General features: G+C 45.5%; 22 protein-coding genes. 10 read left to right on the forward strand and 12 right to left on the reverse strand.

The genetic code is table 11. The features are described 5' to 3' along the window. Positions 1-115 precede the first annotated feature (115 nt). Positions 116-1,462, forward strand: a complete 1,347-nt coding sequence (gene hutI / locus AAJP47_RS02235) for an imidazolonepropionase (RefSeq protein WP_346716273.1) — start codon at positions 116-118, stop codon at positions 1,460-1,462. Positions 1,463-1,759: 297 nt separating this feature from the next. On the opposite strand, the gene gdhA is transcribed toward hutI, so the two are convergent. Further along, on the reverse strand, positions 1,760-3,106 hold the full coding sequence (gene gdhA / locus AAJP47_RS02240; RefSeq protein WP_346716274.1) for an NADP-specific glutamate dehydrogenase: 1,347 nt from the start codon (positions 3,104-3,106) through the stop codon (positions 1,760-1,762). 454 nt (positions 3,107-3,560) lie between these two features. On the opposite strand from gdhA, the gene AAJP47_RS02245 reads away from it, so the two are divergent. The 6 genes from AAJP47_RS02245 to AAJP47_RS02270 all read left to right on the forward strand — a co-directional run bounded on the left by AAJP47_RS02245 (position 3,561) and on the right by AAJP47_RS02270 (position 7,708). Beyond that, positions 3,561-3,923 (forward strand): roadblock/LC7 domain-containing protein, encoded by a 363-nt coding sequence (locus AAJP47_RS02245; RefSeq protein ID WP_040641606.1) that lies wholly within the window; start codon positions 3,561-3,563, stop codon positions 3,921-3,923. A gap of 84 nt (positions 3,924-4,007) precedes the next feature. Continuing rightward, entirely contained in the window at positions 4,008-4,502 is a 495-nt protein-coding gene (locus tag AAJP47_RS02250) for a PAS domain-containing protein (protein WP_346716275.1), read from the forward strand. 3 nt (positions 4,503-4,505) lie between these two features. Next, positions 4,506-5,255, forward strand: a complete 750-nt coding sequence (locus tag AAJP47_RS02255; RefSeq protein ID WP_346716276.1) for a PhnD/SsuA/transferrin family substrate-binding protein — start codon at positions 4,506-4,508, stop codon at positions 5,253-5,255. 161 nt (positions 5,256-5,416) lie between these two features. Continuing rightward, on the forward strand, positions 5,417-6,034 hold the full coding sequence (locus AAJP47_RS02260) for a hypothetical protein (RefSeq protein WP_346716277.1): 618 nt from the start codon (positions 5,417-5,419) through the stop codon (positions 6,032-6,034). Positions 6,035-6,075: 41 nt separating this feature from the next. Beyond that, the gene (locus tag AAJP47_RS02265; protein WP_346716278.1) at positions 6,076-6,690 is read left to right on the forward strand and encodes a hypothetical protein; all 615 of its coding nucleotides are present in this window, start codon (positions 6,076-6,078) and stop codon (positions 6,688-6,690) included. 340 nt (positions 6,691-7,030) lie between these two features. Further along, entirely contained in the window at positions 7,031-7,708 is a 678-nt protein-coding gene (locus tag AAJP47_RS02270; protein WP_346716279.1) for a class I SAM-dependent methyltransferase, read from the forward strand. Positions 7,709-7,714: 6 nt separating this feature from the next. Here AAJP47_RS02270 and AAJP47_RS02275 read toward each other — a convergent pair whose 3' ends face one another. The 7 genes from AAJP47_RS02275 to nfsB all read right to left on the reverse strand — a co-directional run bounded on the left by AAJP47_RS02275 (position 7,715) and on the right by nfsB (position 15,389). After that, positions 7,715-8,275 (reverse strand): GNAT family N-acetyltransferase, encoded by a 561-nt coding sequence (locus AAJP47_RS02275; RefSeq protein ID WP_346716280.1) that lies wholly within the window; start codon positions 8,273-8,275, stop codon positions 7,715-7,717. 38 nt (positions 8,276-8,313) lie between these two features. Next, a complete protein-coding gene (locus tag AAJP47_RS02280; protein WP_346716281.1) occupies positions 8,314-9,012 on the reverse strand; it encodes a nucleotidyltransferase family protein in 699 nt (232 codons plus the stop codon). Next, a complete protein-coding gene (locus AAJP47_RS02285; protein WP_346716282.1) occupies positions 8,999-10,336 on the reverse strand; it encodes an XdhC family protein in 1,338 nt (445 codons plus the stop codon). Before AAJP47_RS02285 ends, AAJP47_RS02280 begins: the two co-directional genes overlap by 14 nt. A 105-nt stretch (positions 10,337-10,441) precedes the next feature. Beyond that, positions 10,442-12,862 (reverse strand): molybdopterin cofactor-binding domain-containing protein, encoded by a 2,421-nt coding sequence (locus AAJP47_RS02290; RefSeq protein WP_346716283.1) that lies wholly within the window; start codon positions 12,860-12,862, stop codon positions 10,442-10,444. Between the two features lie 2 nt (positions 12,863-12,864). Next, positions 12,865-13,857 carry an FAD binding domain-containing protein gene (locus AAJP47_RS02295; RefSeq protein WP_346716284.1) on the reverse strand — a complete coding sequence of 331 codons (993 nt, stop codon included), beginning with the start codon at positions 13,855-13,857 and terminating at the stop codon, positions 12,865-12,867. Then, entirely contained in the window at positions 13,854-14,519 is a 666-nt protein-coding gene (locus AAJP47_RS02300; protein WP_346716285.1) for a 2Fe-2S iron-sulfur cluster-binding protein, read from the reverse strand. Before AAJP47_RS02300 ends, AAJP47_RS02295 begins: the two co-directional genes overlap by 4 nt. 213 nt (positions 14,520-14,732) lie before the next feature. Beyond that, positions 14,733-15,389: an oxygen-insensitive NAD(P)H nitroreductase gene (gene nfsB / locus AAJP47_RS02305; RefSeq protein ID WP_346716286.1), complete on the reverse strand. Its 657-nt coding sequence runs from the start codon at positions 15,387-15,389 to the stop codon at positions 14,733-14,735. A 725-nt stretch (positions 15,390-16,114) separates the two neighbouring features. Between nfsB and AAJP47_RS02310 the strand changes: the two genes are divergently transcribed. After that, positions 16,115-16,768, forward strand: a complete 654-nt coding sequence (locus tag AAJP47_RS02310) for a DsbA family oxidoreductase (protein ID WP_346716287.1) — start codon at positions 16,115-16,117, stop codon at positions 16,766-16,768. A 59-nt stretch (positions 16,769-16,827) separates the two neighbouring features. Continuing rightward, positions 16,828-17,523 carry a haloacid dehalogenase type II gene (locus AAJP47_RS02315; protein ID WP_346716288.1) on the forward strand — a complete coding sequence of 232 codons (696 nt, stop codon included), beginning with the start codon at positions 16,828-16,830 and terminating at the stop codon, positions 17,521-17,523. Positions 17,524-17,806: 283 nt separating this feature from the next. On the opposite strand, the gene AAJP47_RS02320 is transcribed toward AAJP47_RS02315, so the two are convergent. After that, a complete protein-coding gene (locus AAJP47_RS02320; protein WP_346716289.1) occupies positions 17,807-18,937 on the reverse strand; it encodes an S-(hydroxymethyl)glutathione dehydrogenase/class III alcohol dehydrogenase in 1,131 nt (376 codons plus the stop codon). A gap of 372 nt (positions 18,938-19,309) precedes the next feature. On the opposite strand from AAJP47_RS02320, the gene AAJP47_RS02325 reads away from it, so the two are divergent. Beyond that, the gene (locus AAJP47_RS02325; RefSeq protein WP_346716290.1) at positions 19,310-20,176 is read left to right on the forward strand and encodes a LysR family transcriptional regulator; all 867 of its coding nucleotides are present in this window, start codon (positions 19,310-19,312) and stop codon (positions 20,174-20,176) included. 7 nt (positions 20,177-20,183) lie between these two features. Here AAJP47_RS02325 and AAJP47_RS02330 read toward each other — a convergent pair whose 3' ends face one another. From AAJP47_RS02330 to AAJP47_RS02340, 3 genes are read right to left on the reverse strand one after another with little or no spacing between them, the layout of a single operon-like run. Then, positions 20,184-20,453 carry a DUF4031 domain-containing protein gene (locus tag AAJP47_RS02330; RefSeq protein WP_346716291.1) on the reverse strand — a complete coding sequence of 90 codons (270 nt, stop codon included), beginning with the start codon at positions 20,451-20,453 and terminating at the stop codon, positions 20,184-20,186. Between the two features lie 27 nt (positions 20,454-20,480). Continuing rightward, entirely contained in the window at positions 20,481-22,721 is a 2,241-nt protein-coding gene (locus AAJP47_RS02335; protein ID WP_346716292.1) for a transglutaminase TgpA family protein, read from the reverse strand. Further along, a complete protein-coding gene (locus AAJP47_RS02340; RefSeq protein ID WP_346716293.1) occupies positions 22,718-23,755 on the reverse strand; it encodes a hypothetical protein in 1,038 nt (345 codons plus the stop codon). The genes AAJP47_RS02335 and AAJP47_RS02340 overlap by 4 nt, the downstream gene beginning before the upstream one ends. Positions 23,756-23,842 lie beyond the last annotated feature (87 nt).

Raw genomic sequence — 23,842 nt, forward strand, 5'->3', positions numbered from 1 at the left:
TAAACGAACGCGCTACATGATGAGTCACGATTGGTACAAATTTTTTGTATTAATCTGACTCTATCAACCAATTTTGTATACTCACTCGATACTCAGTATGAAGCAGGAGCTTATTATGCCAAACTCGCCCGCACAGACACTCGGTGATGACTTAACCGCATTTGATCATATTATTATCAATGCCAATCTTGCCACATTTTCCCCGCACTATGGTTTTGACAATACATCTGCTATAAAAAACAGTGACTCAGAATCGACAGACAGCACATCGATAAAAAGCACGCCTTATGGTCAATTAGAAAATGCAGCCGTCTCTATCAAAGACGGCAAAATTGTGTGGATTGGTACGCATGAGCACATAACCCCGCATCTGAGTTGCTATCAAGACCATCAGATTACGGATGCAAATAGGTGTTGGATAACGCCCGGACTCATCGATTGCCATACTCACATCGTCTATGGCGGCAACCGCAGTAATGAGTTTGAGGCGCGTTTGCATGGCGCCAGTTACCAAGACATCGCCGCGCAAGGTGGCGGTATTGTCGCCACCGTCAGCGCTACTCGTGACGCCTGTATTGAGACACTGTTTGCGCAAAGTGAAAAACGCCTGCTTGCGCTGATAAAAGAAGGCGTTACCAGTGTGGAGATCAAGTCAGGCTATGGCCTGAATTTAGAAACCGAACGCAAAATGCTAACGGTGGCGCGCCAGCTTGGTGACAAGCACAATATCCATGTAAGCACTACCTACCTCGCCGCTCATGCTCTACCGCCTGAGTACAAGTCTCACATGCAGGACCGCGCCGATGACTATATCGCGCAAGTTTGCGAGTGGCTACCCATCTTGCATGACGAAGGCTTGGTCGATGCGGTGGATGGGTTTTGTGAAAACATTGCGTTTAGCACTGAGCAAATCAAGCAAGTGTTTGAAGTCGCGCGCACGTTAGATTTGCCTGTCAAACTGCATTCTGAGCAATTATCAGACATAGGTGGTAGCGCCTTGGTCGCTGAATATCAGGGACTATCAAGCGATCATCTTGAGCACTTATCAGAAAACGATATCAAAAAAATGGCAGCAAGCAATACGGTCGCGGTGCTATTGCCGGGGGCATTTTATACTTTACGCGATACCAAGTTGCCACCGATTGACGCTCTGCGTAAACATAAAGTTCCGATGGCAATTTCAACCGACTGCAATCCGGGTACGTCACCGCTCACGTCACTACTGCTAGCGATGAATATGGGCTGTACCTTGTTTTATCTCACGCCTGAAGAAGTATTGGCAGGAGCCACAGTTCATGCCGCACAAGCACTGGGGTTAGATAAAAAAGGCAGAATAGAAGTAGGCTGCGATGCCGATTTGGCAATCTGGGACATTACCCGCCCTGCCGATCTTGCATATCAGATAGGCCTGAATCCGATTAAAGGTATTATGTCGCAAGGTCAGTGGCGCGAAAAGATATAGGGCGTAAAAAAACCCTATCTACTTATTTTATAATCAAGTCAGTATAAAAAGAGACATTACAAAAAAGTCAGCGTGACTGGGATGCTTATCTTTAAACGAGAAGTTTTGCCGCCTCTGCGTTAGCAGTAAGCAAACAAGATTTATCTCAGTAGCACGTTACACGGGTCGTTCTTATAAAGACATAATCGTTTTTTATAAGACAAAAAAATACCGTGTCTATTCATTTTGATAGACACGATATGATTCAATCGCGATTATATGTCTTTGTCCTTATATATGTCAAAACTGGTATCAGGCCTAGTTTAGAATACCGTAAGCCACCAGCGCATCGGCAACGCGTTTGAAACCCACCATATTGGCACCCGCCATATAATCAATATAGCCGTCATCCGTTTGACCATATTGCTCTGAAGCATCAGCCGCACTGTCATGGATATTTTTCATGATTTCTTTGAGGCGCGTGTCTATTTGCTCAGAGGTTTGATACTGCCGGACTGAGTTTTGTGACATCTCAAGCCCAGAGACAGCGACACCGCCCGCGTTGGCCGCTTTGCCTGGCGCATAATGTACACGGTGCTCACGAATACAGTCAATCGCATCAGCGGTCAATGGCATATTGGCACCTTCAACCACGTATTTAACGCCGTTATCGACCATAAGCTTGGCATCGTCTTCATTAACTTCGTTTTGGGTCGCGGCTGGAATCGCAATGTCTGCCTGAAACTGCCACGGCTTTTGCTTATCAAACCACTCACCACCATGGACGCTCACATAATCTGCCAGCGGTTTGTCTTCAGATTTTTGCGCTTTGATCCAGTCGATTTTTTCTTGATTGAACCCTTCTTTATCGTACAAAACCCCTTGTGAGTCTGACACAGTGACAACGATAGCGCCAAGCATCGTCGCTTTTTCAGCGGCATGTAAAGCGACATTGCCAGCGCCTGAGATAAGCACTTTTTTACCTTTTATGTTGTCATCTTGCGCATCAAGCATGTTTTCTAAAAAGTAGACCGCCCCATATCCTGTGGCTTCGGTACGCATTAAGCTGCCGCCAAAACCCACCCCTTTACCTGTCAGTACACCGCCATATTCGTGGGTCAGATTTTTATACATGGCAAACATGTAGCTGATTTCGCGACTGCCAACCCCAATGTCACCTGCTGGCACGTCAACGTCCTTATCCACATAAGGGTGTAGCTCACGCATGAACGCATAGCAAAAGCGGCGGATTTCATTGTCCGTTTTGCCTTTTGGATCAAAGTCAGAGCCGCCTTTACCGCCGCCCAAGGGCAAACCGGTCAAAGCGTTTTTGAATATTTGCTCAAACCCTAAGAATTTAAGAACGGACGGGGTGACAGTGGGATGAAATCTGATACCGCCTTTATAAGGACCTAAGGCGTTGCTGAACTGGACCCGCCAGCCACGATTTACTTGAATCTCGCCCTTGTCATCCTCCCAATTAATACGAAAACCAATAATCCGGTCAGGCTCAACAAGGCGCTCGAATATCTTGGACGTACTATATTCTGGATGCGCATCGTATAGCGGCGCAATAGTCATGGCGACTTCTTTGACCGCTTGTACAAATTCAGGTTGATGGGTATAACGTGTCTCGATATTTTCGATGGCCTGACTGATGCTCATATAGCGCTCCTTTAGTAAAAATAATGATCGTCCATAGTGACAAAAAATCTATCTTGCCACTGTATGACATTGTTAGTTGTTGACACGTATAGTCAATCCAATATAAAAAAGGCACAGCGAGAATGGGACTCATTTTTTGATGCCTCTGTCTGCGAAGGCACAGCAAGCAAGAAAAATTGGTTCAAGTCTCGCTCTATCACTTCTTGTATCCATTTTATTTAGGATCAACTATATCACTCTAGTGAACATCACTATCAGAACCCTGTCTAATCAAGGTTGGCTATAAATAATTATCGTTAATACTGACTGGTATAAAAACTTGGCGATTTGTGTTTACCAATCTATATCATTATTAGCAGCAAGGGTTTATAATTATCGACTGAGACAAAAACTCCTTTTTAACCTTAACACCAGTTATTTGATACATTCAATAACCCGTCATAGAGAAATCGATATGCGTACAGATTCGTTCCAGCAAATTTTGGAAGACCTAAACAGCTCATCAGCAGATGTTGAAGCATCTGCCTTAATTTCTAACGATGGCCTTATGATTGCCTCAGCCCTGCCCACAGGCGTTGATGAAGACCGCGTTGGCGCTATGTCTGCCGCGTTATTGTCATTGGGTGACCGCGCAGGTCGTGAACTGGCGCGCGGTAGTATTGACCGTATTATGATTCAAGGCGAAAAAGGTTATGTGATTATGACCTCATCAGGTGAGGAAGCCGTACTCACTATCATGGCAAAACCGAATGCGAAGCTCGGTTTGATATTCTTAGATATCAAGCGTGCCTCAGAAGCCCTTGCAAAATTGATCTGATAAGTCGTTTTAGGTTTGATGGGTAAATACCCGACCAAATTGGCTTTTTAATCATGAATATAACGATAAATGAAGGATATTACTATGGGTTCTCAGATCCCTGACGCACTTAAGCCTGATATGCCTGCTGAGCAGATTACCTTGACTTATCATGATGGCGTATCGCGAACGGTCTATGATACGGGCATTGAGCGTGCCTACCCTGACGGTAAGTTGATTGTATCGCGCACCGATTTGGACGGTATCATCACGCACGTCAACGATGCTTTTGTCGAGATTAGTGGCTACGATATTGATGAGCTCATCGGACAACAGCATTATATTTTGCGCCATCCTGATATGCCAAAAGCCGCTTATAAAGATTTGTGGGATACGGCAGCCGCTGGACAAAAATGGCATGGCTATGTCAAAAACTTATGCAAAGATGGGAGTCACTATTGGGTTTATGCGACCGTGGTGCCTAATATTCGACGCGGTGAAACCGTGGGCTATACCTCGGTACGTCGTAAGCCCTCACGCAGCAAAATCGAAGCCGCAATGACTCAATATGCCCAAATGAAACAGAACGAGGAAGGCTGAATCATGACGACACACAATATGTTAATCGCCCCTGATTTTTCGCCTGAGCGTTTTGCAGGCTGGCACATGTTTAATACCTTGATCCAAAAACGTGCCAACCTAAACATGCACCTAAACATACCAGCCTCACATGGCGAACAAGAACAGCTTATTAACGCAGGTGATATTCAGATCATTTATGCCAATCCCTTTGATGCAGCGACGCTGATCCGTGAGCAGGGCTACCGAGCCGTTGCCCGCCCCATCGGTAAATCTGATGAAATGGTGATTGCTGCTGCGGCAAATAGCGATATCAATCGCTTAGAAGACGTGCAAGCTGGTGCCACTATTGCCATGGCAAACAATCGCGATGTCAAACTGATCGGCCTACGGTTATTAGAAGCGGTTGATATCGAAGAAGCAGATCTCAATTGGGATATTACTGAGACCTATCAGGCCGCCGCCCGCAAAGTCATCAAAGGTGAAGCTCAAGCCGCTTTCTTTTTATCAGAGATTTTTCACAGCTTTTCACGTCTGACCAAGACTCAGTTGTCTGTCCTTATCGAAAGTGATTTGGCCGATATCAGCCACGTGCTCTTGATCAAAGACGGGTTTCCTGATACCCAAATCTTCGTGGATGCCATTCTTAATTTGAACAAGGATGCAGAAGGTAAAGACGCATTGACTGAACTTGGCATGCCGCAAGGATTTGAGGCAATGAGCGAAGAAGATGGCGAATTTATGATAGATTTGATGCAGACCTTACTTGACTAGTCACCGCTTGACTGGCCGGTTTTTAACTGACTTGTTTTTAACTGGCCATTGACTGATTCGTTGGCGTGCTGTTTTTTTGCTTAGTTACGTCATGGCCTATAGGCGATCAATGATCATCGCCAGACGATAGCACCAGTTGCCATGACTCAAAGGACACCATTATGTCTGATGTAGACCTTATCGAAGAAAATGCAAGAGAGGTGCACCGCGTGTTTCGCTTGTATTCGCGTAAAGTATTTTTGGCACCCAATAACCGCCATTTTCATGAACAACGTATCAACGCCGCGTTATTGTTAAAGGAAAAAGAACCCTTACAAGGCGCGGTTGCCGACTTTTTTTATGGCTGCTGGTATGATATTCCTTACGATGTAAACAACTTGTTTACCCGTATTAAGGATCGTCTGTATCCTCATGTGCAGCAAGGATTCCGCGATTGTATTGATAAAAAAAGATACATTCAGCGCAACAGTATGCTGGCAACGCGCTGGAGTGTCTTGGTCTCGCCTTCTCTCAATGAGCAAGAGCAGCGACTGCGTATCAGTAGTGATGACGCCAAACAAATCTCCAAAGACATCACAAACGAGCTGATGCAAGCGCGTGATAAAGAGGATTGGGGCACCATCGAGCAAATCGAAAATGAATTTTTTGCCCACTGTATCGCTCGCAATGATCGTCTTGCTTTTTCTTTGGTCTGGTTCCGTTTGGGCAAAAGTGACTGGCAATTTGATGAGCGCTGGAATAACTGCCAGCAACATCTTGATCAAACCGTCAAAACATAATTTACCTTCTATCCAACCCCTTTATTCTAATGGTAGCCGCTATGTCCTCTTACTTGAATGCTGATAAAACCTATCTGACCCTAACGCCAGCTGGTATTTTTGAGGCATTTTCACAAAGTGAACCCACTGATGAGCAGCAAGCCTTACAACATTTGCTGTCTCATGAACAGACGCTACTTGCAGCCAGTTGGCTTGAGCACTATTCTGACGAATGGTTACAGTACTTCATTGAGCAAGGCTGGATTGAAAAACTGTCCCTACTATTACCTGCGCCCAACTTACCGCTAGATCAGTTTTTGCCCTATGTGGTTGCCAGCTTATCTGGCAAACGCCGAGCAGCGATTGGCTCTGACGAAGGATTTTGTCTGGCACGCATTGGCTATAGCCAAGAAGAGGCGGACATGCTGAGTGTGGCAGCAGCTGACTTTTCAGGTTTTATGATACGACAAAAGCAGCGCGGCTGGGCAGTAGAAAGCCAAGCCATCTCGTTTTTTCAGCAAGTGGATTTGCTGATTCCTGAGACCAGCTTTGTGTTTTTATGGATTGATGGCGCAGGCTATGTACTCATCATCGATGGCGAACCCTTGACCAACAGTCGTGCTTTTGTGGAGCTGGTATGGGCATTGAACACATCAGGATTGAGATTCTTAAATTAAAACACCGAACACTTTTAGCCGCCATCTCATAAAAATTCAGCATTAGACCTATCTTCATAATAAAGGCACCTAACCGTCAGCTAGGTGCCTTTGTTCACATATGACAATATTTATTCTTATTCTGTTTAAATCGATCATAGTAATAATAATACCCTGAGAATTAACAACAACTTATCGGTTATTAAGTCATACTACCCTTCCTATTTTTAAATACTCCTATTTGTTTATCTCGACATTTTTATTAAAGCTCTAAGCGTCAAGACCTCCTCTCCAACGATCCTCATAGAAAGTGGCAACCTTTGCCAGCCCTTGCATTCCTGCTTATTTTTTAGGACAGTTTATGACTTCGCTGACCACTGTGCGTGTGCGTTATCAAACGATTGAAATTGGCAACACCGACATTCACATTTGCACCCTACGTGACAATCAACAGTTTAGTGATCCTGGCGATGAAGCGTTAAATTTGGGTATTTGCTCGGCTTCTTGGCCGATGTTTGGGGTGATATGGCCGTCAAGTTTGGTGCTGGCCAATCATATGCTCGATTATGATATTGCGGGCAAACGTATTTTGGAAGTGGGCTGCGGCATGGCGCTATCCAGTTTATTGCTCAATCACCGACATGCCGATATCACGGCGACTGATTATCATCCAACGGTTGAATATTTTCTTGATCGCAATACGACACTGAATAATAATAAAGAAATCAATTTTGAGCGTTTGGATTGGGCCGAAGACAATAGTCATCTTGGCAAGTTCGATATCATTATCGGTAGCGACTTATTGTATGAAGACCAACACATTGATATTTTGGCCGAATTTATTGAGCGTCATGCACGACCAACCTGTGAAGTCATCGTCGTCGATCCGGGTCGCGGCCGCAAAAACAAACTGACCCATAAAATGACGGAATTTGGCTTCAGTAGTCAGCACGTTAAACCTGAAAATACGACTTATCTAGAGTTGCCGTTTAAAGGGCATATATTGACGTTTTCAAGATCAGCCGTATCAGATAAATAGAATGCATTATGCGCTAAGGGCTTGCCATTGCTTTCGTGTGATTTTATACAGGACATGCTCAGCAAGTGGGTGCTTGGCGTCAAGCATAGGATGATAAAAATCCTCCTGTATATTGGTCATACCAAGGCGCTGCATAAGCTTTTGTGAGCGCTTATTGATGACCGCAGTAAACGAGACCACTTCTTCAAGCACCAGCTCGGTAAAAGCGAAATCTAATGCTGCACGCGCGGCTTCAGTGGCATAGCCTTGTCCCCAATAGTCTTTATGAAGTCGCCAAGCAATCTCGACAGCAGGCGCGAACGACATATCCGCATGTGTATTGTTTAAACCCACAAAGCCGATAAAAGCATCACTTTTTGCTACGGCGTTTTTTAAACCGACTGCCCAAAACCCCCACCCATTATCTTCAATCAGCGTTTGGCATTTTTTGGCGATAATATTACTCATGGAAGTGGTTAATAATTTAGGAAAGTATTTCATCACTTCAGGATCGGCATTCATCTCAGCAAATGTGGCAAAGTCGCTCGCTTGCCATTGTCTAAGGTACAGCCGCTCGGTTTCTATCATGCGTTATCTCTATTTCTTACTATTTCATGTCGTCAAGCTTATCTATCAAGCCAGCCTTTTTTCTGAGCAAAAACCAGCTGCTCAGGCGTGTCTATATCATAGCTGAGTTGAGCGTTGGTCACTGTCCTTATTTGGCTGGACGGCAATCTTCTAATCAAATGACGTAAGCCTTTGTCACCTGCCAATACAGATTGCCATTGTTTGAGTAAATCCTCATCCACGACTAACGGTAATCCGATGATATTTTTTGCCGATACATTGCTCGCAGAAGGGTCATTTACATGCTTGTCAGCAGGTGTCCAGTTATGATAACCACTCGCCACCACTGCCTGACTGCCGGTCAACAATGCAGTTAAATGTGTCTCATCAAGCAATATTTGATCGACGCCCATGATCAATACTCGATCAACTGATAAATTTATGGCAGATAAAGTCTCGATACCCAAATATAAACTGTGCGCCATACCCGTGTCTGGCTGCGGATTTTTTACTGTTTGAATAACTGGATACTGTAAACACAAGGGCGCTATCGCCTCCTCGATTGCAGGATTATTATCAGGAATGACCACAATGATGGTTTGTGGTTTGCCCGTCAATGCAAGGGTGGTCATATGGCTGATTAACGGTTTGCCATTTTTATAGAGCAATTGCTTTTTTTGACCCAAACGCTGACTGAGTCCGCTGGCCAAAATAATCACAGCGTGATTGGAGGTCAGTGCATGATCAAGCATTGGCATTGGCAAACGCAGAAGTAGTCAGTTCAGATTTTGCAAATTCGGCGGGCGATGTTTGCTTGTACATCACCGCATTGACTTGCGCTATGATCCCAAGTGCCAACGCTTCAGGGCCATCGCCGCCCAATTTATAGCCAATAGGATAATGCAATTTACGAATACCTTCCGCTATGGCGTTAGGATCGGCTTTGGTCGCCCCGATCTCTCGAATCAAGCGCTCGGTACGATAGCGCGGTCCCAACTGGCCAATATATTGATAATTATCAGGACATTCCAATAGCGTAGCCAAACGCGCACGATCTTGACTCAGACTATGCGACATCAAAGCAACGGCGGCATTGCGACTGAGCTTGAGTAACTGCTCGGTATTGTCTAATGGCAGCGCATGTACAGCATCCGCCTGAGGAAAACGCAGACGTGTCGCATATTGAGCGCGACTGTCTATCACGGTCACATGCCAATCTTGCAGTTTTGCCATCGTGACCAATGGCATCACATCGTTACCTGCACCGCAAATCAATAAGCGAATTTGCGGTTGTAGGCGTTGTACGAGCCACTCTGTTGATACGTCTGCATCTTTTAAAACGACATATTCAACATTTTTATCAGATATCTCGTATTCCGTTAATGCATCAACCATATTGGTGAGGGTGCTCGATACAGCAGAGTCAGTGAGACAGGATGCTTGCTCAGATGTAACAGCGGCCAACGGTTCCGACTTGCTGGCTTGGTTGAGATTGACTCGCATACCAATTGGCAACTCAGGCATACTCTGTCCACTGTTGGAACGAATTAACGTGGCCATTGTGACTGGTTGCTGAGTACGACGAACCTGAGCAATGGTCTCTAACAAGGGTTTGGCCCTGTCTAAACGCTCAAACAAAACATGAACCCGTCCGTTACAGCCTAGGCCAAAATTCAACTCATCTAACTCGCTAATGTCATCCTCATCATCATAAAAGCTAGCGTTATCTAAAAGCTCGTTGCTTGCTGTCTTATCATTTTGATTGCCCTCTTCTAACTTGCCCTCTTCTAACTTGCTCTGTTTTGCCTCGCCATCTTTGGTGTATTCAATGTCTTCACCCGTTTGATAAACTTGTACATTAGCACCGCTGCGAGTGAGCCAAAAAGCCCGTTTGATAATATGCGGCTCCAAGCAGCCACCACTGATCATTCCAACCGAACGGCCATCTGCGCAAATAAGCATCATGGCGCCTGCGCGGCGATAGGCCGAGCCTTCCGTACGTACGACCGTAGCCAGTACTGCATCCACGTTGTCTTGCTGAGCATCATTTGCCAGCTTCAGAATATCAGCAACTTGATTCATAGTGTCTCTTATTCTACTTATTTATATTGTTTATTTATAACAGATATCTAGGTCATAAAAACCCGCTAATTAAGCGGGTTTTTATAAAGCAAAGAATGTTAACGCTTACTCTGGCATCTCATAAAGCAGTTTGTCGAGCGTAATAGGAAAGTCATATACTCTCACACCAACTGCGTTATAAACGGCATTGGCAATGGCCGCAGCCGCACCAGAAATCGCCGTTTCACCAATACCCTTAATGTGCATAGGATTGGTATAAGGGTCATCTTCTTCGACCAATATCACTTCCAATTGCGGGACATCGGCGTTGACTGGAACGTGATATTCCGCGAGGTCATGATTACACAAACGACCATCACGCTTGTCATGGATAATCTCTTCCATCAAGGCTGAACCAATACCAAACACCATACCGCCATAACACTGCGAGGTGGCAGTCTTATGATTGAGAATACGACCTGCTGCAAAAGCGCCAGTCATACGTCTGATCCGAATCTCGCCCGTCACCTTGTGTACAGCAACTTCTGCAAAGTTGGCACCAAAAGACGCCTGACGATGGCTTTGCTCATTTTTACCCGGTTTGATTTGACCTTTAGCACTGATTTTTTGCTCATCATAGTCAGCGATGATATCTGCTAACGCATACGATTGAAAATTGCTAAAGTCGTAGTCTTGGTTGGCAGGCTCTGGCAGACCCAAACCTGTTTTTTCATTGACTTTCTGTTTTAGACCTTCTGCTTTATCTTTGAGACTTTCAATCGCCGCTTCTGTGCCGCTCAGATGATGTGAGCCTGAACGTTTGACTTGGCCTTGATCAAGCTCGATGTTGTCCGGATACAAGCCGACTTTTTCGGCCAGCATATCGCGCAGTTGCTCACAAGCAAGATAGATACTACTACCAGAACTTGCAGCGCCTACGCTACCACCTGAACCGGATGCGGGTGGCAACTCGCTATCGCCCAGTTTCATCTCAATATGATCGACAGGCAAACCTAATAAATCGGCCGCTATCTGCGAAAACACCGTATAAGAACCTGTACCGATATCGGTCATATCCGTTTCGATAACTGCCTTAATACCGAGCGCTGTTGATCCATCGACTTGCAAAGTCGCACGCGCCTCCGATTGCTGTAGCATGTTGCCACGAGAAGACGCAGCCATCCCTGTTCCTATCCACCAGTCACCTTCTAGCTGGCTGGCAGGTTTGGGATTACGCTCACTCCAACCAAATTGCTCAGCACCTTGTTCCATACACGCAATGAGTTGACGCGTCGAGAATGGAATATCTTGGCTGGGATCTTTTTCAGGCTCATTACGGCGGCGTAGCTCAATGGGATCAATGTCCAACTGCGTGGCAAGCTCGTCCATGGCGCATTCAAGGGCGATCATACCCACTGCTTCACCAGGCGCACGCATAGAGCCTGCCAGCACTTGGTTCATGTCTACTTGCTTGTAATTTGCACGGCGATTTTCACCGCGATACAAATAATGGGTCGATAAGGCCGCAGGCTCAAAAAACGCCTCACCAGGTAAATTGCTACACACGGTATCGTGAATCAAAGTATTGATGACACCTTGTTCATCACAGCCAATGGCAATACGCTGACGGGTATTTGAGCGTCTAACCGTCGCCTCCATCACTTGTGGACGTGTCATACAAATCAACACAGGACGATCTAAATCTTTTGATGCAATGGCGGCTGCAATCAATTCAGGCGCGATACCTAGTTTGCTACCAAAACCGCCACCCACATAATAAGAGATGAGTTGCACCTGATCTTTATTTAGGTTTAAAGCATCCATTACTTGTTGCTTACAAGACGCAATCATCTGATTGGCTGTATACAAAATGAGTTTATCTTCTTCCCAATAAGCCAACGTTGCATGCGGCTCCATCGGAGAGTTACTCTGACTTGGGGTATGATAAAAGCGATCAAGCGTCACCGCTGAATCGGCTAGTCCTTGCTCAGGATCGCCCGTTACCGAATTTTTATCTGAGCCTTTTTGCTCATTGACGTCATGAGCTTCAGGCAGTGCTTTGGTGAAATTTAAAGTAGCTTGATCCGTCTCATCTTTATAAGTGACCTTCAGAGCATGAGCGCCTTCTGTTGCGGCCTCAAAGGTTTCTGCAATGACCACCGCGATAGGCTGACCATGATAAAAGACTTCACTCACGCCTTGAGTCGGCGCTTTGGTCTCGCCGCCTTGTTGTGAGTTACGCAAAAACTGCTTTGGATCAGTCACCACCTTAATGATGCCGGGGATATTATCTAAGGCACTACTATCGATATCTTCAACTTGTCCTTTGGCAATCTTGGCACTAACCAAGACACCATAGACTTGGTTTTCTCGATGAATCTCTGCTGAATAAGGTGCTTGACCACTCACTTTTAGGGAGCCATCAACACGGTTAATAGGTTTACCAACCAAATTATTTGCTGTTTCGTTAAACAAAGAACCGACAGGCTCATTCATCATCATTTTTTTGGTAGGTTCTGATTGAAGTACTGAGTCCAATAATGACATGATTATGCTCCTTCGCCAGCTAATGCACGCTGAATGACTTGTTTTAATAAACGACGTGTCAGTGGTATTTTAAAATCGTTTTGCCCATTGCCTTTTGCGTCTTGCAATAGTAGGTCTGCGGCCTGTTTGACCACTTCATCATTGCCATCTGTATCCGTTAATAATGCCTCAACGGCTTCATTACGCCATGGCTCGGTACCAATACCACCAAACGCTAGACGTACGGTATTCAAATGGCCGCTGTCATCAACGTCTAGAACGGCTGCACAAGAGACCAGTGCAAAGGCGTAAGATGCGCGATCACGCACTTTGTCATAAGTATGCATCCCATCAATTGGCGCGGGCAAAACGACATGCGTGATAAGCTCACCACTCTCCAATACATTTTCGATATGTGGTGTATCTTTCGGTAAACAATAAAACTCGCTAACCGGAATGGTGCGTGTACTGCCGTCTGCTTTCACGGTTTCGATTTGAGCATTCAGCAAACGCATCGCAACTGCCATGTCAGACGGATGCTGAGCAATACAAGCATCACTGGTTCCTAAAATGGCAAGGCTACGGTTTTCCCCATCGATAGCAGGACAGCCTGTGCCCGGTTCACGCTTGTTACATGGGCTATCGGTTTGATAAAAGTAATAGCAACGCGTACGCTGTAAGAAGTTTCCACCAGTCGTGGCTTTGTTGCGTAGCTGCCCGGTGGCACCTGCCAAAATGGCTCGCGATAACACTGGGTAGTTGGCAATCACTTCAGGGTGGCCTGCCAGATCACTGTTGCTGACCAACGTGCCAATACGCAATCCACCGTCAGAGGTGGTTTCTACTTGCGCCAATGACAGACGGGTTACGTCTACAAGTTTGGTCGGCGTCTCAATCTCAAACTTCATTAAATCGAGTAGATTGGTACCACCTGCAATGAATGAGGCTTCTTTAGCAGCCGCTGATGTCGCCGCTTGCTCAGGTGAATTTGCACGATCATAGTCAAAACGTTTCATGAGCGGCCTCCTAGCGTGTTGGTTGCTTGCGGATTGTGTGATGACTTACCAAGCTGGGTTTCGCTAGGCGGCGGTGACCAAATACCTGTCACTTTCGAACCTGAATCAGTCGTAGATATCGAGTCAGTGGTAGGTTTTGTAGATGGCTCATTCACTTGGTTTTCGAGTACTTGTGAGATGGCTTTAATGATATTGGGATATGCAGAACAGCGGCAGATATTACCACTCATACGTTCAGCAATTTCTTGAACCAACAATCCATCAGGATTTTTTAAGTCCTTGGTCACATAGCTTGGCCAATTTTGCTTGACCTCTTCTATGAGAGCGGTCGCCGAACATATCTGACCGGGTGTGCAGTAACCACACTGAAAGGCATCATGATCAGCAAACGCTTGCTGTAATTCTGACAATGTTTCAGGCATTCCAATACCTTCAATGGTCGTGATTTCATCCCCTTCGTGCATGACGGCAAGGGTCAAACAAGAATTAACCCGTCGTCCGTTGATAAGAATGGTACAAGCACCGCACTGGCCGTGATCGCACCCCTTTTTTGGGCCTGTAATTTGAAGATGATGACGGCAGACATCAAGTAATGTCGTACGCGCATCGAGATTATCAAGCTGATAATCTTGCTTATTTATTGTTAACGTCAAAGTAGACATGCTGGCTTCTCGCTGGCAGATAATCAGAAAATAGTAGTTATGTACAAACGCTTATTGCGCTAGCGTTATTAAAATTTATTATGACCTATCAAAAATGTTGTTTTGTTTTTACTTTGTAGTGGTTAGGGTGTAGTTTTTTAATTTTTGGCTTTAGCCTTCCATTTTTTCACTCATGTTTTTTATGGTTTAGCGATTTTTATACTTGAGTGTTTTTTATGCTTTGGTGATGATAACTTCTTCGCTCAAACGAGACTTGGGCAGGTTTGCATTAAAATCATCTTCACAGCGGTAACCCAAGGACACGATGCCAACCGCAGTATAACCTTTGGCTCGTAAAGCAAACTCTTCATCAAGCGCCTTTAGGTCTACTCCTTCCATTGGTACAGCATCGATACCCAAAGTAGCAGCACCCAATAATAGCGCGCCCATGTTTAGATAAACTTGTTCAATCAACCAATGTGACTCATCTTTTTGATCATAGCGACGCGTCTCCAAAAACATCTTACGACCTTGATGCATCTGCTCTTTGAGGTCCGGCTTGGCAAAGCGGCCATCGATATCTTCTTTGTCCAATACTTCATCTAAAAAACTATCATCAGCATAGATACGGCTACAAAAAACGATAACGTGTGAGGCATCTATGACTTTGGGCATATTGAACTCATAACTTCCTTCCGTCCCTCTAGCAACGCGAGACTTACCAGACTTATCATCAGCAATCACAAAATGCCAAGGTTGAATATTGACGCTTGAAGGGCTAAGACGCAGAATATTTTTTAAATGTTGAAAATCCGCTTCAGATATCTTTTTATTGGGATCAAATGCTTTCGTGCTATAACGCCAATTCATGGCTTCACTGAGATTTTTCATCTGGTACTCCTATTTTTCATTGGGTACTAAAAATTGCTATTCTTTTTTATTATTTAATATTTCAATAAAAATTTCCATAGTGACAAGTTTTTACAGTGACAAGTTTCTAATAACAGCTTTTTACCGTAAATTATGTATCGCCATAAGTTATGTATCGCAATGGGTAATATATAGTCAGTCCTAAATAAAAAAGATACACATATGATCATGCGATACTGGCAACCATTTTCCTTGCTTGCTGTGCCGTTGCTGACAGAGGCGGCGCAAAATGGTTGCCAGTATTGCTGTATTTCTTTTATAGTGGATCAACTATATCATTACAATTTATCTATCATTCCTGTCACTGTGACCACACCAACTTTAAGTATAAATCGACTTTGTGACCGTTACAGATTGGTTAACTGTTCACACCATTTGTTATTAAGCAAAGCATCGCTATGTGCTCGCCAAATCGCCTATTGCTCAGTACTCCCTGCTTACTGCTCATTTTGTGATGCGTTTAATTTGTGCAACATTGAAGTTACAGGGCGTAACTGAAGTAGTAACTGAGCCTACATTGCAATCGCTTTAACATTCTCTTAGTATTATTTAAAGTATCTAGTAGCGTTTAACACTTCAATTGTCGTCTAATCAATCTTTAGGCAATAGAAAGCGATAAGAAAACAGACAGCTAGAAAAAAATAAACGTCTAGAATAGAACCCCAAAACAAATCCTGAGAGGCATTATGAACCAGTCCCAAAAACCCTTACGCATAGACATTGTCTCAGATGTCGTCTGTCCTTGGTGTGTCATTGGTTATCGTCAGTTGGCAGAAGCCCTCAAACAAACGAATACTGCCCATACCATTCATTGGCATCCGTTTGAGCTTAATACCAACATGCCAGCCGAAGGTCAAAACTTACGCGAGCACATCATGGAAAAATACGGCTCTAGCAAGCAAGAGTCTGATGCCAGCCGAGAAAGAATGGCGGAAGCTGGGAGAGAGGTTGGCTTTGAATTTAACTTCAATGATGACACGCGTATGCACAATACATTTAACTTGCATCAGCTTTTACATTGGGCCGATCAGCAAGGACGTATGCACGAGTTAAAACAAGCCTTGTTTGCCGCGCATTTCACCGACAATAGAAATATATCCGACATTCAGGTGCTTGCCGATATTGCAGCCGAAACTGGACTTGATCGTAGTGAGGCGTTGGCAGTATTAGAAGGTCAGTTTTTTGCAAAAGAAGTACGGACAGAAGAGCAGCATTGGCAACAACAAGGTATCCAAAGCGTGCCTGCCATTGTCTTTAATGAGCGCCATCTGGTTAGCGGAGCACAAGGGGTCGATAATTATATTAATATTTTAGAGCAGTTGGCCAACATGCCTGACTAAAAATGTCTGACTAAAACCACGCCCAACTAAACCATTATTGAGAATAAAAAGGATCTGACATGTCCTCAGATAATACGCCAAATATCCTAGTATTCGATGTGAATGAAACCTTGCTCGATATCAACACGCTTGCCCCTTTATTTGAGCGAGTTTTTGATAAGCAAACTGTGCTCAGAGAATGGTTTGCACAACTGGTGCTGTATTCACAAACCATGACTTTGTCTGGTCTGTATACGTCTTTTAGTGAGCTTGGGGTTGGCGCATTACGTATGGTGGCTTACATTCATCAGGTCACGCTGAGCGACAGTGATATTGCTGAATTAAAAGCGCGCATGAGTAGTATGCCTGCTCATCCTGACGCAGTACCAGCGCTGACTCGTTTGCGTAAGGCGGGTTTTCGATTGGTGACGCTAACTAATTCACCGAGCAGTGCGTCACCGACGCCACTGGAAAAAGCGGCGTTAAGCCATTTTTTTGAGCATCATTTTAGCGTTGAGACGGTCAGTAAGTTCAAGCCCGCCCCTGAAACCTATCAAATGGTTGCCGATGCGCTGACAGTAGATACGTCGGATTTGTGTCTCGTCGCTTGCCATCTATGGGATAACATAGGCGCACAAGCAGCTGGTTGTTATTCCGCTTTTCTCACAAGGCCGCATAATGCCATGCTTCCGGCAACCAATGTCCCTAAGCCAAACTTTATGGCAGCAGACTTGATTGCCCTTGCCGATCAAATAATTGGTAAAAAATCGGTTTAACAAGTGGTTGAATAATGGACGGGATAGTTGATTGCATCACTGGCAACTGTCCATTTAACATTGGTTAGTTAATCCTAAATAAAAAAGGTACAACAATGATAATGAATCGCCAACGATCTATTTTCGTAGCCTCTGTTTGCGAAGGCACAGCAAGCAAGGAAATATGACGTTGGCAGCACTGTATGTATTTTATATTGGATTGACTAGGGCCTGTTGAACATAAAAAATGCTACCCCATTATTGGAGTAGCATTTTTTTACGCTTCTAAAAAGGGAGTAAAACGTTATTCTGTAAAGTGAACCACAGAGCGGATACTCTCGCCTCTATGCATCAAATCAAACGCTTCGTTGATATCTTCTAGTGGCATAGTGTGGGTAATGAAATCTTGTAGTGGGATATCACCGGCTAGATAACGCTCAACATAGCCTGGTAATTCTGAACGGCCTTTGACACCGCCAAACGCTGAGCCTTTCCAGACACGTCCGGTGACTAGCTGGAATGGACGAGTCGAGATTTCTTGCCCTGCGCCTGCGACACCGATGATGATCGATTCGCCCCAGCCTTTGTGGCAACACTCAAGCGCTGAGCGCATGACATCGACATTACCGATACATTCAAACGAATAATCAACACCGCCGTCCGTTAAGTCAACAATGACTTCTTGGATTGGTTTGTCGTAGTCTTTTGGGTTGATGCAATCAGTTGCGCCCAGTTTTTTGGCCAGCTCAAACTTGCTTTCGTTGATATCAATGGCAATAATACGGCGAGCTTTGGCCATCGTAGCACCGATAACAGCGGATAGTCCGATACCGCCCAAACCAAAGATGGCAACCGTTGCGCCCTCTTCTACTTTGGCAGTGTTCATGACCGCGCCCATACCCGTAGTGACACCGCACCCGAGTAAGCAAACTTCTTCTAATGGCGCTTCTTTATTAACTTTGGCCAAAGAAATCTCTGGCAAAACGGTATACTCTGAAAAAGTTGAGCAGCCCATATAATGATAGATGGGCTCGCCGTCTTTATAAAAACGCGTGGTGCCATCTGGCATCAGACCTTTACCCTGAGTTTCACGCACCGCAGAGCAAAGGTTGGTTTTACCTGACTGACACATTTTACAGACGCCACATTCTGCCGTGTATAAAGGAATGACGTGATCGCCAACTTCGACGCTGGTCACGCCTTCACCGATCTGCTCAACGATACCACCACCTTCGTGACCCAAGATCGCAGGAAACACGCCTTCTGGGTCTTCACCAGACAAGGTAAAAGCGTCGGTATGGCACACGCCACTTGCCACGATTCTGACTAGGACTTCGCCTTTTTTGGGCAGCATAACGTCCACTTCTTCGATCGATAGTGGCTGCTTTGGGCCCCATGCAATGGCGGCTTTGGATTTGATAAATTGGTCTGACATAAGCATATTCTCTTTTTTAATGGATTGTTTTTATGGGGTATAGTCGATTTTTTTTAAGAGCGACTGGAAAGAATTTTGCGCAGCCTCTGTATTAGCAGTAAGCAAGTAAAATCTATACCCGTCACCTGTGGTTACTTCTGAGGCGATCAATGTATCGATTTTATTTTGAAATGCCTATACTGACTGATTCAAGTAACTGATTTAAATGACGGGTCAATTGACAATAACACTAGCTTATCCTGCTTACCTAGTGTAGGCAAGCTGTAAGGTAATAGAGTGTTGCGCTTTATTTAATGATTACCATTATAGTTTTTTCTGTGGTGATAACAATATGCTATATTTGCAAATATCTTTTACACACAGGTAATAATCATGCGCTGGGACGGTATTAGCGAGTTCGTTTACGTGGCAGAATACGAGAGCTTTACCCGCGCGGCAAAAGCGCTTGGGATATCCACCGCGCAAGTCAGTCGTCAGATCAGTGCCTTAGAGAAGCGGCTTAATATTAAACTGCTGTACCGTACCACACGCAAAGTCTCCCTGACCGAAGAAGGCCGTGTATTTTACCAACATTGCCGCGGTGTACTCGATGGCCTCGATGCCGCCGAGCAAGCGGTCAGCAATTTACAGTCAAAACCGCAAGGTCGAATTAAGCTGACCGCGCCTGTGACTTATGGCGAGCAACAATTGGTACCGCTGATGAATGATTTTATGGTGCAGCATCGTGATATCGAAGTGACGGCTTTTTTGAGCAACCAAAAACTTGACTTGATTGAAGGCGGCTATGACTTGGCGATTCGCATTGGTAAATTGAGTGACTCGACGATGATGGCAAAGAAACTCAGTCGGCGTACCAATTTTGTTTGCGCCGCGCCCGCTTATCTTGGGCAATATGGTATTCCGGAGACGTTAAATGACCTTAGTCAGCATAATTGTCTACTGGGCACTCGTGACTATTGGCACTTCGTTGAATCTGGAAAAGAGAGAAACTTACAGGTGTCCGGATCGGTGCAATATAATAGCGGTCATAGTCTGGTTGATGCGGCGCTAAAGGGGCTGGGCATCGTGCAACTACCCGATTATTATGTGCAAAAGCATTTAGCGTCCGGTGCGCTGGTGAGTTTGCTCGACTGCTACAGGGAGCCTGAAGAAGGCATTTGGGCGGTGTATCCGCATAACCGCCATCTCTCACCAAAGATTAGATTGCTGGTAGATTATCTAGCAGCATGTTTGGCTTAAAAAGCTACTAGGCTTGATGATTTAATTCTATTTTGAGTTTCTTAGCACATTCAATAATCTTTTTTCTATCGGCAGGCAGTGCGCCATATTCAAGCGCTGTTTCTCGCATCTGTACCGTAATATCATAATGTGGATAGCTGGCGTTGCGATGAAATAAGCGCTTGTCCACGTCAATCAGTGCGGCAAACTCATGTAACTCTTGTAATGTATCGGCCAGCATATGGCACCAGCGGTGGCCTTTAAATTCTATACGCACAAAATCTACATAGATGGCCATAGCTTTTCTCTCTTATTCTTCAAACTGTTAGCGCAATTCTCGTACGTTCTTTTTCAACTCGCCTAAAACCTTTTGATAGTCGCCATCATTGGTCTCTACTGTGCTCAAACGTCCATAACGCAGTTGCCGATAGTCTTGTTGAATCAGCGCAATTTTTGCTTGCAGGCTGTTTGGCTGACTGTCATCCGTCTGATCAGTTGTATCATTATGTTGATTGACCATTGTTTTTGCCAAGCGCTCAAGCCATGCCAGTTGCCCTTCGTTGTCAGCTCGCGCCAGTAATTTGTCGCGTTTACCAAGACGTTTGGACAGCTGTGCCAGTGGTCGATCAGCAGGATGCCAGCGTTTGCGGCGACGCTGCCAAATAATCAATACCAAAATAGCAATGACCGTAATAGCACTGGCGGCCAACCAGATAATTTGCTCCATGATGGAGCGAATATTGAACCACTTTAATAATGAGTCTGCCTGCTTACCTTGATCGTAGCCGACCACGTCTTTTTGCCAATAATAACTGGCTTGGTCGGATAAACGGCGCAAGGTTTGTAGCATTTGGTACTGCTGATAACTGATTTGGGCACCAGCTCCCTCTCCAAACATTGACGCCCCGCGCGATTGCGTGATCGCGTTCATACCCTGCTCTACGCGCTCAGGTGCAACAAAACTCGTCGGATCAATACGTACCCAGCCTTGACCGTCGAGCCAAACCTCCGTCCAAGCATGTGCGTCCCTTTGTCGTACCTCCCAAACATTGCCGCCACGGCTCAACTCACCACCTTGATAGCCGGCCACAACGCGTGCTGGAATACCAGCCGCTCGCAACATAAAGGTAAAGCTTGACGAGTAATGCTCACAGAACCCCGCTTTGGTCTTGAATAAAAACTCATCAATACGGTCGTTGTTCAGCCGTGGCGGTGATAGCGTATAGCGGAACTCTGTTTGATTGATCCAGTGCTCGATAGCATTCATATAACGAACCGGATCAGAGCCTGATTGCGCAAAGAGTTGTTTGGCCAATGTCCGCGCTTGGGGATTGCCTTCGGCTGGTAACGCTAGGTTCAATTGCCGCATCTCTGCACTTAAAACGGGATCAATACGCATGGGTGCAAACTGTAATACATCGTAGCGCAGTTGCTGGGTGACAGGTCGATCTTTTAAGAGCGTAAAGTCTGACGTTACACTCACGTCTTGGCGCTGAGTAAAAGGATAATCGAGTCCAAATAGCCAGTCTTGCTGAGTCGGCTCTAGAACAATCTTATAACTTGCAGGTGTGTTTTTTGCGGCATCAGGAATAGTGGCAAGGGCATTTTCGATCCACACGGGCGGCCGCGCTGTTGGACGCCATTGCCGCTGCTGCGGACTTGGTCGCCACGTAACACCATCAAAATCACTAAATACCAATCCACGCCAATAAAGCGCTTGCCTAGGTGGTCGGTTGTCTTCAAACTCGACGCGAAAAGCCAATTCAGTAGATTGTCCCAAATTGGCAAAGTCGCCAGGTGACATACTGTCGGACACGCCGGTGGTCGCTTGTCCGCTGGATAACTGTACAGACCAAAGCGGTGGCAGGCGCGGAAAAAACAAAAACAGCACAACCAGTAATGGCAACGCTCCGATACCTAAGACGCCCAGCGTACGTAGACGGCCTTCTCCGCGAGTATTACCGTCATCGTTTAGCGCAATAAACGCTAGCACAACAACCAGCACACCGATAACCACTTCTAGCGTGGTCAGTAGTCCTTGATCCATCAAAAACAAAGCAGCCAGTACAAACAAGGATAAGTTCAAAACAACATACGCATCACGGCGCTTATACAGCTCCCACAGCTTACTGATCAGGCATAACACCAAAAAGGCTATCCCCATATCCAGCCCAAACGCTGTCCCATAAGTCAGCCACAGACCTGCCAGCCCCAGTAAAAATCCAAGCATTTGCATGCCTTGATACACGCGTTTTAAATGTCTTACTTCCTTAAAGCGTGTCTTTAGCCTTGGTAGCTGGGCGATGATGCTGATAATAGCAAACCCTATCAACCACAAGGGTAGATGAGCGGCGTGCGGCAAAACCACAATCACTTGCGCGATCAGCACCCAATAATAAGCAGGTAATGCCAAGAGCTTGCGATACCATTTATTTTCGCTGCCAAGGCTAGCCTGCGCACCGAGCCGCCCCAACGCTAAGCGCTCAAAGATTGCCAAGCTTGCGGTAGAGGTTTCTTGAGAGGAATTGGTAGAAGGCGTCTTAATAAAACGCTGAGAGTCAGTCATGGTGCTTTCGCCAATCTTAGCAAGCAGGTTTGTGCAAAACCGTCACCTTCACCCATCGCAGCGGAGGCTGATGCATCATTTGGTAAACGCATTTTAAAAGGTACACCCAGCTCGCCCAGTTTGATCGCCCCATACGCCAATTGTGACAGCTTATGTTCGTGATGAGCTGCTGGCATATCCATATAATCTAAGGTTTGCTCATGACCGACGGGATCAGCAAAATGTTTGGTAAACATACCCTGTCCGCGCGCCACATGACCCCAAGAAACGCGTGCCAACGACTCGCCTTCTCTGTAATCATCCAAGCGCTCAAAATCATCTTGCCCTTGCCGAAACTGCCCACCCGTTGGCAAATCCTCTACACTGACTATTGAATAGTGCGTTTGCCAATCAAATGTTTCAGGCTTCGGATAAACCCATGCTGTCCGCGCAAAATAAACGTAGGACCAAGCACGCATGATACCTAGCGGATAGACGGTCTTTATTGTCAAACGCGGTAACTCAAGCTGTCCACGAGTGTGAGTCTGCACAGGTAGGCGAATGATTTGCTCCCCTTGTAGCTGCGTGACCAGCACAGCCTGCTGATCCTCTTCGCTGTTTTTGTTTTCTTTATCCTGACGCTTAGAGGTTTTTTTATTGCGTGACTCAAAACCAAAAGCAAGTTGTCGTCTTGGTTGACGGCTATCACTACGTATTTGTAGCGTAACCCAAGCAGGCGCACCCGACTCTGCCATGCTTACTTCTAGCAGACGGACTTGCAGCCCTGAAATATGAGCGAAGGTTACATGAAAGCTGATAAGCCAAACGCTGACGAGATAAAAGCACAGCCCCAGCACCAAGTTATTGCCATAGTTGACGCCTGCGATAAAGGTGATAACCAACAGCAAAGCAAACAACATGCCTTCGCGGCTAAAAAAGATATAAACGTTACGCAAATTGAGCGTCGCGCTGTCACTTTTGGGCGCCCGCGAGGCAAACCATCGGCTCAATGCTGATGTGATAGGCGCTGTTAAGGCGTTTGGCAAAAGGCTCATGATTACCCTATTCTTACCCCATCATTAAAAACATCATAGAGATACGGCGAAAGTTTTGCTAACAGTCGTGCGTCAAACATTCATGCA

This window comes from Psychrobacter halotolerans, from assembly GCF_039680845.1.
Lineage (GTDB): Bacteria > Pseudomonadota > Gammaproteobacteria > Pseudomonadales > Moraxellaceae > Psychrobacter.